The 15,654-nt window shown below is 32.5% G+C and carries 8 protein-coding genes; 4 read left to right on the plus strand and 4 right to left on the minus strand.

What is annotated here, in order from left to right:
* Positions 1-9: 9 nt before the first annotated feature.
* Positions 10-6,984, minus strand: coding sequence for a leucine-rich repeat domain-containing protein (locus SHI72_RS01360; protein ID WP_323488810.1), 6,975 nt, complete (start codon positions 6,982-6,984; stop codon positions 10-12).
* Positions 6,985-7,322: 338 nt separating this feature from the next.
* On the opposite strand from SHI72_RS01360, the gene SHI72_RS01365 reads away from it, so the two are divergent.
* The gene (locus SHI72_RS01365; RefSeq protein WP_039111480.1) at positions 7,323-7,628 is read left to right on the plus strand and encodes a hypothetical protein; all 306 of its coding nucleotides are present in this window, start codon (positions 7,323-7,325) and stop codon (positions 7,626-7,628) included.
* A 1,142-nt stretch (positions 7,629-8,770) separates the two neighbouring features.
* Here the strand turns inward: SHI72_RS01365 and SHI72_RS01370 are convergent.
* From SHI72_RS01370 to SHI72_RS01380, 3 genes are all read right to left on the minus strand, one after another.
* A complete protein-coding gene (locus SHI72_RS01370) occupies positions 8,771-10,294 on the minus strand; it encodes a glycosyltransferase family 39 protein (protein ID WP_323488811.1) in 1,524 nt (507 codons plus the stop codon).
* A 130-nt stretch (positions 10,295-10,424) separates the two neighbouring features.
* The gene (locus SHI72_RS01375; RefSeq protein ID WP_323488812.1) at positions 10,425-10,925 is read right to left on the minus strand and encodes a GNAT family N-acetyltransferase; all 501 of its coding nucleotides are present in this window, start codon (positions 10,923-10,925) and stop codon (positions 10,425-10,427) included.
* Positions 10,926-11,062: 137 nt separating this feature from the next.
* On the minus strand, positions 11,063-11,764 hold the full coding sequence (locus SHI72_RS01380) for a S24 family peptidase (RefSeq protein WP_323488813.1): 702 nt from the start codon (positions 11,762-11,764) through the stop codon (positions 11,063-11,065).
* A 261-nt stretch (positions 11,765-12,025) separates the two neighbouring features.
* On the opposite strand from SHI72_RS01380, the gene SHI72_RS01385 reads away from it, so the two are divergent.
* The 3 genes from SHI72_RS01385 to SHI72_RS01395 all read left to right on the plus strand — a co-directional run bounded on the left by SHI72_RS01385 (position 12,026) and on the right by SHI72_RS01395 (position 15,589).
* Positions 12,026-13,738: a hypothetical protein gene (locus SHI72_RS01385; protein ID WP_323488814.1), complete on the plus strand. Its 1,713-nt coding sequence runs from the start codon at positions 12,026-12,028 to the stop codon at positions 13,736-13,738.
* A 155-nt stretch (positions 13,739-13,893) separates the two neighbouring features.
* Positions 13,894-14,883 carry a sensor histidine kinase gene (locus tag SHI72_RS01390; protein ID WP_323488815.1) on the plus strand — a complete coding sequence of 330 codons (990 nt, stop codon included), beginning with the start codon at positions 13,894-13,896 and terminating at the stop codon, positions 14,881-14,883.
* Complete coding sequence (locus SHI72_RS01395) at positions 14,861-15,589, plus strand: LytTR family DNA-binding domain-containing protein (RefSeq protein WP_323488816.1); 729 nt, start codon at positions 14,861-14,863, stop codon at positions 15,587-15,589. Before SHI72_RS01390 ends, SHI72_RS01395 begins: the two co-directional genes overlap by 23 nt.
* Positions 15,590-15,654 lie beyond the last annotated feature (65 nt).

Raw genomic sequence — 15,654 nt, forward strand, 5'->3', positions numbered from 1 at the left:
TTAATAAATTTATTGTATTAACATTTTTCCTTTAAATATTTTTGGGCTGTTTGAAGCCTGTACTTCCAGAGTATAAAAATATACACCAGCAGCAAGTTCTTTTTGTAAAAAGACCGCTTCATGTTTCCCTTCTGAGGTTTCTAAATCTGATTGTAGTCGAACAATTTGCCCTTGCATATTGTAGACTTTCAGTGTTACCTTATTTGCATTTTCTAGTAAATGATATTTTATTGTTGTTTGTTCTCTAAAAGGGTTAGGGAAGTTCATAACAATATCTTTTCCAGAATTAGCATCAATATCATCTATTCCTAGTGTTCCATTTACAATTTTATAAGGAACTTCGTTTGCATTATCATCGGATATTACGGCAGAAACAATAGTCGTTTTAGGAGCTACTTTGGCAATAGCCACCTTACCCGATAATGTTTTGTCTATAGAGAATCCGACAACACTTGTTTCTTCTTTATTCTCTGCAATAGATACTGTATATCCTTTGGCAGAAAGTAAATCTGATACTTGTTCTTTGCTTATTCCTTTTAAACGAATGTCAAATGCTGCTGTAGCTGTTGCTTGACTATCGATGTATAAGATATCATCTTCAATGCTTAACACTGTATTCTGATCATTTGTTAAAGCAAAACGTTTAGCAGCTTGTTGTACTTTTTCTTGTACTCCATCCTGAATTTTATTTATCAGAAGAATAATATCCAAGAGGTTTAAATTCTTATCCTTATTAATATCGGCTGCAGCATAATTAAAATACTTTGGCTTCTGGCTCAGAGTATAATTTAAAGAAGATTGGATGTCTAATATATTTACAATACCATCCAGATTGCTGTCTCCCTCACGATAGGTTAATGTATAAGTAAGGATACTATTTCTAGCTGATCCTGCTATTTGTCTAAGCTCAAGAGTTTGGTTGTTAGGGATATTCCATTCGCTCATTATATTCATTAGCTTAATACCATCTTCAGGAACTGTTACCATTTGGTAATTGTCTTTTAGCGTCATATTATACGATTGACTTGGACTGAATAACTGATTGGTATGGTCGTAACGATTTATCTTCTTGTCTTTTATTACTGCATTTACTGTTAGCGGTAATGCACCTAAATTAATTTTTTGACGGTCAATTTTAAAATTCACGTTGGACGGAAATACAACATTTGTTTCTGTAAGTTCATTCTCCGAAAGGTCGATTGTTTTAAGTTTTGTTAATCTTGATAACTCGTCTGGAATACTGCCTGTTAATTTATTACGGGTTAGGTTAAGGCTTTGTAGCTCTACAAATTTGCCTAACTCGGCACTTATATCTCCAATTAAGTTATTATCGGTTAGGTTAATTGCTACAACGTGTCCATCATTGGTTGTAACTCCTTTCCATCTTTTTTCATGAAGATTATTTGTAGATATGTCCCAAGGTGTTTTCCAGTTTGCACCTCCGGCTTTTTGGAAAAATGCAACCAAGGCATCAAATTCTTCTGCTAGAAGAGGTGTTTCAGATCCGTCGGCAATTCCTTTATATTGCAAGTAAGTACCCTGAGAAGCACCTGTTCTTTGCCAGATAGTAATTTTTGCTCCCGCAGGAACATCTGCAATAGATACGCTCGGGAATACTATGATATTGCCTTCTGGTGTTGCCTCAGATATTTTAAAGTTATTTGCTTGTAAGGCAAATAAATACTTTCCTTCTTGCTCTGGATTAGTTTCGTTATAGGTAGTGATAGGAGGTAAGACTACACTAATTTCGTCTCCTTTTAAATACAGGAACTCCTCTTTTACAATTGTTTGTCCTCTTAGGTTTACATATACTTTACTCAGATCATAGGTAAAAGCTGTTTCCAGAGCATCAAAACCATTATTAGATAAATCCAGCTGTTCTATATTCTGGAATTGATTGAATTGTGCCGGGATAGTTCCTTTAAACAGGTTGGCTGCTATAGATAATTTTTTTAAACCTGATATTCCAGAAAGTACTGGTATTGTTCCTCCTAGTTTATTTGCTTGTAAGTTCAGGGTTTTTAAATTTGTGAGTTGGCCAATAGTTGTTGGAATATTTCCTTCAATAACATTCGATTGCAGGTTTAGGGCTTCCAGATAGGTTAAACCAGATAATTCTTCAGGAAGTGTTCCTGACAGATTATTTCCTGATAAACTTATTGATACAACATGACCTTCTTTGGTGCCTACACCATACCAACTTACTTCATGAAGTTTGTTTTGTGAAGTATCCCATTTTTGAGTCCATTGTGCTCCATTAGTACTAGCATAGAATTTTTTTAGAATTTCAAATTCTTCCTCTGCCAATGGTTTTCCAAATGTTACTTTATTATAGTTGATCGTTGTTCCCTGAGCAGTTCCGTCGTTTTGTGTAATCGAAATTTTGTCGGTTAGTTTTATGCTCAGTAATGCTATATCCTTAAAGATTAAGTTGCCTTCTTTATTAGAATAATTCGATACTTTATTTACGCCATTGATGAAAAGCGTAAAATAATTTTTGTTGTTAATACTTCCTCCATCGGCGTTAAAAATAAAAGTGCTAAGCGTTGGCAGGTTTATCACCAATTCATTTGCACCTACTTCTATAGTTGGGACAGCGATGGTTTGATATGTAAAATCAACTGTTTTTAGTAAAGGCAAACTAGCTAATGCTTCGTCTGCATTTTCGATATTATTATAACTTAGAGTAAGTGTTTTAAATGCTTTTAATTTCCCCCATGAAGAAGGAATAACACCTTTTAATTTGCAATATCTTAAATCTAAAGATTCTAGAGATTCCAGCTCAGAAAAGATTGCTAAATCAGTAGTGCTTAAATCTTTTGTGTAGTTTCCTCCATACAAAGAAAGGTTTTTCAGGAATTTTAAATTCCCAAAAGAAGCAGGTATTGCTCCTGCAACGTTGCTATTATTGTTGAGATTAATACCAGTAATATGTCCGTTTTGTATACTTACGCCATACCAGGGACCTTCATGCAAATTATTTAGGCTAGTGTCCCATTTATTAGTCCATTTACTGCCTCCCATTGCATTATAAAAATCTACCAAAGCTTGATATTCTACATCTGGAATCTTAGGCTGATCTACTTTTACATTAGTGAAATAAATATTACTATAATAAGCTGCTCCCGAAGCTCCATCATATTGCTGACGCAGATATAGCTGATCTCCTGTTTTTAGTGTTGCCAGATAAGTTGCAGGAATGGTTAAGCTTGCATCTTGTGCCACGGTTAGGTTAGTTCCTACCTGAGTACCACGCACGTATACTATGAATTGTCTTTTTGCCGAAAAATCATTAATAGGTCTGTTATAAAGAACGGTATTAGGTAAATTACTAATCTTTACATCGGTTCCTTCGTACAGAAAGTTTTCTATACTAAGAGTTTGTGAGTTTAATTCCAGAGCTACAGAAGTTTTTAATAATCCCTGAATAGTACCTACTTTATTGCTAGAAAGATCTAAAGATGTTAATGCATTTAGGTTTTCTAATTCTTTTATAAGAACTTCTATCTGATTGCTATTTAGGTTTATAGTTGTTAAATTGGCAAGAGAACCTATTGATGCAGGGATAGTTTTTAGCTGATTAACGGATAAATCCATTGTAACAAGACTTGTCATTGCGCCCAAATCTTCTGGCAATCCTGTAATTGCATTGCTACTTAAATACAATGATTTTAGTTTCTTAAGCTTGCTCCATGAAGCAGGTATGTCTCCTTTTAATTTGCTATATCTTAAGTCTAAAGTTTCTAGAGATTCTAACTCAGATAAAACACTTAAATCGGTAGTACTTAAATCTTTGGGGTAACTTCCTCCATAAAGAGAAAGATTTTTTAGGAATTTTAAATTTCCAAAAGAAGCAGGAATTGATCCCGCAACGTAATTGTTATTATTAAGGTTAAGACCTGTTATATGTCCGTTTTCGATACTCACACCGTACCATGCTCCTTCATGAAGGTTGTTCAGGCTAGTGTCCCATTTATTGGTCCATTTATTGCCGCCCATTACGGTATAAAAATCTACCAAAGCTTCGTATTCGGCATCGGGTATTTTTGGCTGATTAACTTTTACATTAGTAAAAAAGATGTTGGTATAATATGCTGCACTTAGTGTTCCGTCGTATTGCTGACGCAGGTATAATTGATCTCCGGTTTTTAGTGTAGCGAGATAGCTTACAGGAATCGTCAGGCTGGCATCTGGCGCCATAGTTAAATTTGCTCCTACCTGACTACCGCGTATGTAAACGCCAATTTGTCTTCGACCTGAGAAATCATTTTTAGATTTATTGTAAGTAACTACATTCGGGAAATTGTCCACTTTTACATCGGTTCCTTCGTACAAGAAATTCTCTATGTTTACGGTTTGTGAATTTAGCTCGAGGCTTACTGTACTTTTTAGCAACGCTACAATATTGGATATTTTATTGCTTGAAAGATCTAGTGTTTTTAACGCATTCAGATTTTCGAATTCTTTTATAAGTACTTCTATTTGGTTACTTGCCAGGTTTAAGGTTACAAGATTTAAGAGGTTGCCTATCGATACTGGGATAGCTTTTATCTGGTTGGATGATAAATCTATTGTTACCAGACTTTCCATTGTGCCAAACTCTTCTGGCAAACCTGTAATTGCATTGTAACTTAAATACAATGATTTTAGTTTTTTTAATTTACCCCATGAAGCAGGAATATCTCCTTTTAATTTTGAATATCTTAAATCTAAAGTTTCCAGAAATTCAAAGTCAGATAAGATTCCTAAATCGGTTGTGCTTAAATCTTTGGTATAACTTCCTCCATAAAGAGAAAGACTTTTTAGATATTTTAAATTTTTAAAAGAAGCTGGTATTGCTCCCGCAACATTACTATTATTGTTAAGGTTAAGGCTTGTAATATGTCCGTTTTCGATACCCACACCATACCATGCACCTTCGTGAAGATTGTTCTGAGTTATATCCCATTTATTATTCCATTGTGTTCCGCCCATAGTATTATAAAAATCTACTAAAGCCTGATATTCTAAATCGGGTATTTGTGGTTGGTCAACTTTTACATTAGTAAAAAAGATGTTGGTATAATAAGCCGCACTAAGCGTTCCATCATATTGTATGCGCAGATATACCTGATCGCCTGTTTTTAAGGTTGCCAGATAACTTGCTGGAATAGTTAGGCTGGCATCTTCTGCCATTGCAATATTTGCTCCTACCTGACTGCCTCGTATGTAAACACCAATTTGTCTTCTGCCCGAAAAATCATTTTTAGATTTATTATAGGTAACTATATTCGGTATGTTATCGATTTTTACATCGGTACCACTGTACAAAAAGTTCTCCAGGCTTATAGATTGAGAATTTAGCTCTAAGCTTACCGTACTTTTTAGCAAGGCTACAATATTCGAAATTTTGTTGCTTGAAAGATCTAACGTTTTTAAAGCGTTTAAACCTTCAAATTCTTTTATAAGAACTTCTATCTGATTACTGGCTAAGTTTAGCGTTACTAAATAAGAGAGATTACCTATAGAAACTGGAATTGTTTTTATCAGGTTGGAAGATAAGTCCAAGGTTACCAGATTTTCTATTTCTCCTAGTTCATCTGGTAATCCAGTAATTGTATTGTTGCTTAAATACAATGTTTTTAATTTTTTTAGTTTACTCCATGAAGCTGGAATATTCCCTTTTAGTTTGGTATATCTTAGATCAAGAGTTTCTAGAGATTCTAGTTCTGATAGAGAACTCAAATCTGTAGTATTTAAATCTTTGCCGTAGTTTCCTCCATATAGAGAAAAGCTTTTTAGATATTTTAAGTTTCCGAAAGAAGCCGGTATTGCTCCCGATATATTGTTGGTATTGTTGAGGTTAATTCCCGTTACATGTCCGTTTTCTATACTTAGACCATTCCATGCACCTTCATTAAGGTTGTTTTCGTTAATGTCCCATTTATTATTCCATTTGCTACCATTCATGGCGTTGTAAAAATCTACCAATGCCTGATATTCTATATTTGGTATTCCGGGTTGGTTTACTTTTACAGTAGTGAAATAAATATTACTGTAATATGCCGCTCCAGAAGTTCCATCATATTGCTGACGCAGATATACTTCATCTCCATTTTTTAATGTAGCCAGATAAGCCGATGGAATCGTAAGGCTACCATCTTCGCCAACGGTTATATTTGTTCCTACCTGACTCCCGCGGACATAAATTCCTATTGGTCTTCTGGCCGAGAAATCATTTTTGGTTCTGTTGTAAAGAACAACATTTGGGAGATTACTAATTTTTAAATCAACTCCCTCATATTGCAATTTATCAATGCTAAGAGTTTGGGAATTTAATTCTAAGCTAACGGTACTTTTTAATAAAGCGTCGATAGTTGATACTTTATTGCTAGCTAGATTTACTGTTTTTAAAGCAGTAAGGTTTTCTAATTCTTTTGTTAAAACACTTATTTGGTTGGTAGATAATTCTAAAGTTATTAAGCTTTCCATCTCTCCAATTTCTTTGGGTAAAGAAGTGATGGCGTTGTTGCTTAGATATAAGGTTTTTAATTTTTTTAGCTTATTCCATGAAGCAGGAATGCTACCTTTTATGTTACAATTTCTTAAGTCGAGAGTTTCTAGCGCTTCTAATTCTGATAGAACTCCCAAATCGGTTGTGCTTAAGTCTTTGCTGTAACTTGCGCCGTAAAGGGAAAGGCTTTTTAAGAATTTTAAATTCCCAAAAGATACTGGGATTTTTCCAACAATGTTACTTGTATTGTTGAGGTTAATTGCTGTTACGTGTCCGTTTTCTACGGTTACACCATACCAGGCAACTTCGTGAAGATTATTTTCTTTGGTATTCCATTTATTATTCCAGTTAGACTCACCGGTAGCTTTGTAAAAATCGACCAAAGCTTGGTATTCTGTATCAGGAATTGGAATGTTTGTTGGGGTTTGGAATGCAAAAATTGGGAAACTAATAAGGAGAAATATTAGTCTAATGAGTAGTTTTTTTTCCATAACTCAAGGGTTTAAAGGTCAGTTGATTGGCGTTATTTTTAGTCGTTAGGTAATAATTGCCAAAAGTAGGAAAAATATCTATGTAAAAAATTGACTAAATTATTTATTTAAGAAAATACGTGTGATATTCTTATTTTTTAGTTCAAAAAGCAAGAATTTGATAAGAATATTTAGCTTGAATCCGAGTAAATACAAGGGTGGAGAGAGGAGGTGGTTTCTAGAAAATATTTTAAAAAAAATCACGAATTAAAAAGATTTTATTACTAAATTTATTTTTACAAACGATTACATAAAAAACAATAGTAACAAAGTTGTATTTAATTTAAACCGATAAAACTATGAAAGTACAATATCAAGGAGAACATAATGGGAAACCGACAACATTCGAAATAAGAATAATTGGTAATAATCTTTCTAAATCTAGTTCTAATTATCAAATCGATTTATTGGTAGGAGATAATAAACTGCCTATAACTTCATCAATGATACATCAGAGTTTATCTAATTGTTTAAAAGATATTTACTTATTCCGCAAAGCAAATAATATAAAGTTTGATCCCACTTCTGAAAAAGTATTACCAAACTTAGTACCATACGATTTAGTATTGTATAACTATAATAAGCATGCCTTGTTTATGGCTTAGGAGGAAGGTTTTTTTAAAGGGACTAAGGTTCTGAGAGACAAAGGTTCAAAGGTTTTTCAGTTTGTCTGTAAAAAGATTTTGAGTATTCGCAATCTTGTCATTCTGAGCGTCCCGAAGCTTCGGGAGAAGAATCATAATATTGCGTTTTTCATGTTCAATCCAAACTTTAGTATTTCTGAACCTTAGTACCTTAGTACCTCAGAACCTTTTTTCAAAGCCTTTTTCAAAACCCTTTGAACCTTCTAAGTAAATTAAGAAAACAATAACAATTATTTCGAGTATAAAATAAATTAAACCTAAAGGGGTTAGTTTATGGAAATAGTAAATTATAAGTCCCGTTGTAAGGCAACAATATAAAGCATTAGCAATCATGATTATATTTAGATAAAAGCGCCATTTGTTAGAAACAAACAAATAACAACACAAAGAGTATGTTGCGTAAATAAACGCTATAACCGATAAAATATAAAGTGTTTTTTGAGGCATTCCGAAACTATCTTGAAATCTTACCAAGACAAATCCCAATAAGAAAGCAGTTAAAAATGCACCAATACTATCCAAAAGGAATATATTTTTTGGGTTAGAGCTAAGTTTGGATATTACGGAGTTTGGGTTGTTTCGCATTTTTTCTTTTTGAGGTTCAAAGGTTCTGAGGCATTAAGGTTTTAAGTATTCGCAATCTTGTCATTCTGAGCGTCCCGAAGCTTCGGGAGAAGAACACATAAGTAGCTCGACAATCAAAGCCAAATATTATTTTAAAGTTTTAATTCAAGGGGACAAGGAACTTGATTTCATGTACCAAAGAACTCTAATTTATTAAATTCTATTCAATTTTATCATAGCCCACGGTTTCAACCGTGTGATACAGATTGCGATAATTCATTGCGTTCCAACGGTTGAAACCGTTGACTATGTTTATAGCATGTTATTTGTGGCTCGAATCCGTTGTCGAGCTATTAGTTTGATTTATATTATCTGGGTTTTCCTTGCATCAAATGACAGAATTGTGTTTTATGTTCAATCCAAACCTTAGTACCTCAGTATCTTTGTGCCTTTGAACCTTTTTTCAAAACCTTTCTCTACACAAACTGAGAAACCTTTGTCCCTTTGCATCTCAGAACCTTAGTGCCTCAAAAAGAACCTTAGTTCTTTTCCTTAGAAATCTCCTCAACAATTCTTCTATTAATATCAATCTTGGCGCCTGTAAATACAAAGATGGTTGTTTTGTATTCTCGGGCATTTTTATTTGTGATAGAATCGGCTATTATAGCAGTCTGAAAGTATGGGCCAGTTTCTGCCATTTCATCATCATTTTTATGGTATTCCTTAACTCGTATTAAGTTGTTGTATTGTATATCAAGATTAAACCAGTTAATATAATCGGCATTAAAGGAAACTGCTTTTATTCCTTGTTTGGTATAATAATTAATTGCTCCAGCCTGTCCGTAATTGTCACAAAGAACGAGGGTTTTCTTTTTCTCTGGATTTGGAATAGTTGCATAAACCGAATCGGTTTTGCGGGCAAGTTCTTTCCAACCAAGCATATCGGCGTAATCCTGAGGTAAATTATGATCTTTGCCATCTTCCCATTTTAGCATACCTAGTTTTTTATAATTTTCGGGATGCTTTATGATGTATTCAGGGCTTTTATTAGGAAAAGACAAATTGTACATAGGAATAAACAACAACAACGGAATGATTACAAATACAGGCTGTAAATAACGTTTCTTACCCGAGTTTAAAATTTGCGAAAGATAAACAGCGCCAAAAGCAATGTAAATAGGATACAGTCCAATTGCGTAATAAGCTTTGGCTTTAAAGTATAGAAAAACGATTATTGTAAAGATAAGTGAGCTGAAAAAAAATCTATATTTCTCGAAAGGTTTATAAAATAATAACGCATATAAAGCGGAGAGAATTACAAGAGAAGAACCTATAAAATAAAGGAATTGCTTTTTTAAAAATTCTACGCGATCCATATTTACCAATTGTGTTTCGGCAAGTTCCTTCATGTGGTGAATAACCGGAAAATGGTTGTTGTATTGCCATAAAAGATTTGGAAGAATCAATACTAAACCTAAAAGTAAGGCGATATAGATTTTTTTTTCTGTAAATATTCTGCGTTGTTTAGATAGTATCAAGGCAGGAAGTAATCCTATAAGCAGAAAAAGAATATTGTATTTGTTAAGGAATCCAAAGGCAAATGCAATTGCTCCTATATAAAGCCATTTAGGTTTTTCGGTTGTAACGTATTGTATTAGGATATAATAAAATCCTGTCCAACATAATACATCTAAGGAGTTGGGCTGATAAAGAATATTTATTCGCAGTAATGACGAAAATATAATACAAGTTGCGCCGAGAATTAAAGCATATAAATTTCCGTTGAGCTTTTCGATAGTTTTCCAGACGATTAAAAGGGTTAAAACACCAAAAAGAGCTGGGAAGAATTTTACCCAGAAAACAGAATTTCCGAGTAACAGGATGATATAAGAAATCCAGGATGTTACAGGAGGAACCGATAAATATCCCCAAGCGAGATGATTTGCCTGGTCGAGATGTAGGTATTCATCACGTTGCAAATCATATTCCGGACTTATTAATATGTATTGTAAAGCAAACTTTAAAATAATAAATCCGAGTAAGATTATGGTTTTCTTAGTCATGGGGCTCGTGGTCTAAATAGCTAAAATGGTTTGTATTAATTCTTTAGCTAATATATAATTTATTTTAATTTTAGACCAAGATGAAAATACGAGAACTTATAAAGTTCTAGATTCCCCAAAAATTTTTTATTTATGCATTTTGTTTTAATTCGTATTCGATATGGTTGTCTTCCAGATCACCAATTTTAATGAAGTTAAGACGCTCAAGAAGTTTTATTGCGTTTTGGTTTTCTTGAGATGTTTCGGCCCAAATACGGTTTAATCCTATATGATTATTTCCAAATTCTATGGCCAGAGTCATTGCCAAAGTCATAAAACCTTGCCCGCGATATTGAGGCAATAAAACACAACCAAGTTCTCCCGCTCCAATGTCTAGTCCGCGATAGTAGCCACAAGTTCCAACAATTTTATTGGTTGTATTATCTGCAATACCCCAATGTATAGAGTTGCCATCAGTATAATCTTTATCGATTTTAGCTTGCATTTCTGCTGCTTGCTCTAGTGTTTTTGCTTGAACTGCATCATAATACGAAATTTCTATAATGTCGTTAAGATCAGAGGGTAGTATTTGGCGCAACGAGATTTTATCGCCAATAACGTTTGGAAAACTATTGTAAGGAGGTAATTTCATTTTACAATTTTTTATTGTTTGGTTTAGCTAATATATAATTTATTTTGAGGTAGACTTAAATAGGAAAGCTGTAAAATGCAAAAGCTCCGGATTTCCCCGAAGCTTTGTTTATGATATAAAATGATTATGTATTGTATTTAATGTGTAGCGTTTATTCTAATTGTTGCTTTTAGTAACGCTAATCCTTTAACGTTTTTAAAGTGAATATCTTTAGCTTGATGCTGAGGGTTTTCGCTTACTAATTGTATCCAATCTTCACCTTTATTCGATTTTTGGACTTTTTTAATCATAACAAATTCTTCAGAATCATCAGTTATTAAAGAAACCAAATACATTTCGCCCCAAAAAATATTCTCTGGAATGTTATTTACTTTTTTGTACACAATAATATCTCCGCTTTTTAAAAGAGGATACATACTATCACCATTTACATAAATAGCACCATCGCATTTTGGTAAACCAGGAATCGAAATAAAATCTATTGGGTCTTGGTTAGCATCTTTAAACAAAGAAACAATTCCAGCAGAATCCTGGATATCGTATAATGGTACTTTGTTTTGTGCAGTTTTATTATAAACAGGATTTGGTTCCTGAAGTAAATTATTTCCTAAATCGGACTCGTCTTCAAAACCAATTGGCTTTAAAATCATGTTTCCTCTTCCCATTAAAAGCCATTCGGCACTAATATCGGGATAGACATTGAGTATATGCTCTATTTTTGATACACCAATATCTCTAACCTTATCTAAAAAACCATTAGAAAGACCAGTTTCGATATAGAATTTTCTTTTGTTAATTCCTTTATATTTAATAAGTTGTAGGATTCTGTCGATAATCATTGTATATATTTATAGATTATTTACTCAATTTATTATAATATGTAGGATATACTCTATATATTTGTAACATTATAAGAAAAAGATTAACTAAAAGACAAACGTACAAAAAAAAAGAAGAAGTATGCTTATGACTCACGTATCATTAGCAGCTTGTACAAGAAATGAGGCGAAAGTCTTTAGTATTCAGTAGTGTTTAGGTGGTTATAAGGGCAAGATTAGTAGCTACAAAATAGGAGATGTTTTAACAAGTAAAAGTAAATTATGGATTATCCGATTAAAATAGCACAAAGTAATCCCCATCGTGAGCGATTGGAAAAAGTAATTAAAGATTTGCTTCATTTTATCGAAGCAGGAGCAGTTTATGTATCCTATAGTGCTAGTAATAATGTAGTTATTATAACATTTGTCCTGAAAGAAAATTGTAGTCAGGACGGAGATGCATTAAATGAAACAACTCATAAATTCATAAAATTATATCCTGATTTTGTTTTTAAATTCATTAATTCTAATTGGGTAGATTATGGATTTAAAAAAGGAAAACTGTTTTTTATACAACATTGTACCTTTAAAGAATTGGTTTATTTTGAGTCAGATTCTAAAGTATTCTATCCACGTACAGACACTTCTAAACAATTGTCTAAAAGAGCTAAAAAAAGATTTGATATAGACATTGAAGCTGCTGTAGTAATTTTTCGTAATGTCTCTATTTATACCAGAAATAATAAGCGGGTAGAAGCAGCCTTTGCATTGCACCAAACCTTGCGTTATATTTATATCTGTGCTTCAGAGTTTCTTATGCCAGAATTTATTAGTTCTACATGTTTATTAATGCATTATGATTATATAATAGATTTTGCACCTACATTTAAAACCATACTGAATAAAGAAAACCAAGAAGATAAAGAGATTTTGGTAATGCTTAATGCCGCTTACAATAGCATACAGCAAAACCGTGATATGGTCGATATTGATGCTGCATTAATTGATAAAGCCAAAGGAAAAATCGAATTAATGCAGAGAGAAATTAACAGACTCTTTATTGAATACGTAAAATCGTGTAAACAAAAAGTAAGAGAACTGAATAATCAATCTTTTTTAGGGAAATCGATTTTTAATGGAAGAATCCAGCCTAATTATATTATGGATGAGGCATTCTCCCAGATAAGTGCTGTAATTGTAGAATCCCTTAAAACAAGATCAATATATTGTTTTGGATATACAACAAATCATAAACAGGAATTAATAGATAAAAACAAGAATTATAGTAATGAACTTCCTGATTATCATTTTTATTTGTTGGTTCTTAACCTGGAACATATAGAGAATGCGATAGAGTTGCTGCAAACTCAGATTACGGAGAAATTTGGGAATAAGTATAAAGTAACCATCCTTAATCATAGTGCTAGTTACTTGCGTAAGAAAAGCCAAAACAAGAAATATTTCTTAGATACTATTATAGCAAACGGACTCTTGATTTATAATAATCCTTTATATCTTGTTTATTCTAATGTTTTTGAGGTGGAAAGAGATACAGATTTTTCAAAGAAATATTTTGAAAACCGTATGTTGCTTGCTCAACAGTTCCTTAGCCTTGCTCAAAATTGTTTTATAGAAGATTCGACTTTTATAAAAAACATACTCCATCATAAAGCTGTTGAACAAATAGCAGGAGGACTCATTTACTTGTTTCTGGGATATCACTCGGGTAAGTTTTCTATGAATTATTTATTTTCTTTATTGAATTACATAGAAGAAATTGAGTTCCCTTTTGATTTTACTGATGAAAAAGAAACTGCAATCCATCAGCTGATGATTGCAAATTCTGAAATGTCAGGATCTAAAGATGTGCAAAGTATAACTATCGAAGATGGAAATATTCTTGAAGAAAAGTGTATTAAATTCTTTATGATGGCAAAAGAAATAGCCGAAAAAGAATTTGAAAGACTTGAGAATCGTTCGGATTCGTCAACGTAACGCTAGGCGAAATTTTTTATGCATTGAAATTAATTGTAGCAACAAGTATCATTGGTTTATGAGATTTTTTTGGTTTAACCAATAAAAAAAACAATTACTCGTTTACTGCCAATGTATCTTCTAAATTAATTACTTTGTATAAAATTTAAAGTCAAATGAATAAAATTTACTACCATATTCTTTTTTGGGTATTTATCTTTTTATACGTATTTGATTATATAGCCTCTTTTTACAATTTCAAAGAAAGTGTTTTGTACTCTTCTCTTGAAGTTATATTTTTTGGTATAGAATTTTATATTAATCTATTGGTTTTGCTTCCGTTTGTTTTAAACAAAAAAGGGAAAATAGCCTATATCGCATCACTAGTTGCCTTATTAAGTCTTAGTTTCTCTATTTATTATTCTACGGGTTTAAATGTTATTTTGTACGATGATGATTTGCTAAAGTCTTTTACTTCATTTCTTTTAAACCATTCGCTTTATATTTTTATCTCCTATATTGTTTGGGTTTTTAATAAATATTTTACCGAGAAACAGTTGCGATTACAATTAGAAAACGAAAAATTACAAACGGAAATGATGCTGCTAAAATCTCAAATTAGCCCACATTTTCTTTTTAATGCCCTCAATAATATTTACGCGTTAACTGTAATAAAAAGTGATAATGCTCCAAAAATGCTAGCTACTCTGGCAGATATACTTCGTTATTTTCTTTACGAAGGCAGCAAAAAACAAACGTCCTTAACATCGGAAATTGAGATAATCAATAAGTATATTCAGATTCAAAAATACCGTCAGATAGAAGGGATGGATAATATTATTTTTAATGTATCCGACGACAATTCGGTAAAACAAGTGCCGCCATTGTTACTCATTACACTTATAGAAAATGCTTTTAAACACGGTGATATTATTGAAAGTAAAAATGGATTTGTTACAATAGATTTAAAAACGATCCAGAACAAGATTGAATTTACGATTGCAAATTCCTTTCAATTTAAATCAAATAATCAAGGAATTGGATTGCAGAATTTAGAATCTCAGCTTAAAAACTTGTTTGGGAATGAATATGAATTAAAAGTTGAAGACAGCAATTTGATATATAAAGTAAGCCTAAGCTTTTATGGAAACAAAGACAGTATATAAATGTTTAATCGTCGATGACGAAACGCTGGCCCGTATATTAATACGCACGCATTTGCTGCAAATTCCAAAACTCGAAGTTGTACACGAATGCTCATCGGCTCTTGAAGCAGACAAATACCTAAAAACGCATAAAGTTGATTTAGTTTTTTTAGATATTCAGATGCAGCATTTATCAGGAATAGATTTTTTAAAGTCATTACAAAATCCGCCAAAAGTGATTTTTACAACAGCTTATTCTGAATTTGCTTTGGATGGTTATGAATTAAACATTGTAGATTATTTATTAAAACCAATAACATTTGAGCGCTTTTATAAAGCAGCAACCAGAGCATTAGAATTATTGAATTTAGAGAATGATACCAAAGATGCTACCGAAGCTACTTTTGTAGATAAATCGATAGTTATAAAATCCAGCCATCAGCATATTAAAATTCTCTTGACAGATATTTTATACATAGAAGGGCTTCATAAATATGTAAAAATTGTTACGGAGAAAAAAAATTACACAACCTTAATTGCTCTGTCAACAATGGAAGAAGAACTTTCGAACCAGACTTTTTATCGTTGCCATCGTTCCTTTATTGTTAACCTCAATAAGGTAGAATTAATAGATGGTAATCTAGCCATTATTGGCACTCATAAAGTGCCGATTAGTAAACTAAACAAACAAGAATTTCTAGCCAAATTAGGTAAGAGAATTGGTTAAGAAATAAGCAAAACAAACTTTCTGTACCCAAAACAATCCATTTGGGAGAAAAAAAATAATTAGGG

The sequence above is a fragment of the Flavobacterium sp. PL02 genome, assembly GCF_035013205.1.
Taxonomy (GTDB): domain Bacteria; phylum Bacteroidota; class Bacteroidia; order Flavobacteriales; family Flavobacteriaceae; genus Flavobacterium.

Bases quoted from the DNA above. Each gene is read 5' to 3' on its own strand.
- SHI72_RS01390 (WP_323488815.1), top strand. From the start codon at position 13,894: ATGAATAAAATTTACTACCATATTCTTTTTTGGGTATTTATCTTTTTA.
- SHI72_RS01370 (WP_323488811.1), bottom strand. From the start codon at position 10,294: ATGACTAAGAAAACCATAATCTTACTCGGATTTATTATTTTAAAGTTT.
- SHI72_RS01375 (WP_323488812.1), bottom strand. From the start codon at position 10,925: ATGAAATTACCTCCTTACAATAGTTTTCCAAACGTTATTGGCGATAAA.
- SHI72_RS01360 (WP_323488810.1), bottom strand. From the start codon at position 6,984: ATGGAAAAAAAACTACTCATTAGACTAATATTTCTCCTTATTAGTTTC.
- SHI72_RS01385 (WP_323488814.1), top strand. From the start codon at position 12,026: ATGGATTATCCGATTAAAATAGCACAAAGTAATCCCCATCGTGAGCGA.
- SHI72_RS01395 (WP_323488816.1), top strand. From the start codon at position 14,861: ATGGAAACAAAGACAGTATATAAATGTTTAATCGTCGATGACGAAACG.
- SHI72_RS01365 (WP_039111480.1), top strand. From the start codon at position 7,323: ATGAAAGTACAATATCAAGGAGAACATAATGGGAAACCGACAACATTC.
- SHI72_RS01380 (WP_323488813.1), bottom strand. From the start codon at position 11,764: ATGATTATCGACAGAATCCTACAACTTATTAAATATAAAGGAATTAAC.